Genomic DNA, 429 nt, shown 5'->3' with positions numbered 1-429 from the left:
AAACCAAATGTTAGTGGAAGTACTCATCGCAGAGTTTAGAGTGCTATTAAAAGGTATTGAGCAACTGGATAAAGCTATAAAATCTGCGTACAAAACACAGGCCGACAAAGTAATTTTTGATAGTTTACCAGGTGCCGGTCCGCAATTAGCGCCCCGCCTACTGGTTGCGTTTGGCAATAATAGAGATCGTTATCATGATGCATCTGAACTGCAAAAATACGCAGGTATCGCCCCTGTAATTGAACGTAGCGGTAAGCAGATGTGGACACATTGGCGTTATAGTTGCCCGACATTTTTAAGACAAACATTTGTTGAATGGGCAGGGTTTTCTATACGTTATTCATTCTGGGCTAAAGCCTATTATGAACAACAAAAAAGCAAAGGAAAGCCACATAATAGCATCATTAGATCGCTGGCTTTTAAGTGGAT

At 40.8% G+C, this 429-nt stretch carries 1 protein-coding gene; it reads left to right on the top strand.

The features are described 5' to 3' along the window. Nucleotides 1-429, top strand: a 429-nt coding sequence (locus CXF74_RS21715; protein WP_157822534.1) for a transposase, incomplete at both ends; no start/stop codon positions are given.

It is taken from the genome of Psychromonas sp. Urea-02u-13 (genome assembly GCF_002835995.1).
GTDB lineage: Bacteria > Pseudomonadota > Gammaproteobacteria > Enterobacterales > Psychromonadaceae > Psychromonas.
The sequence above is the reverse complement of the archived record's forward strand: the minus strand, read 5'-3'. Positions and strand labels throughout refer to the sequence as shown.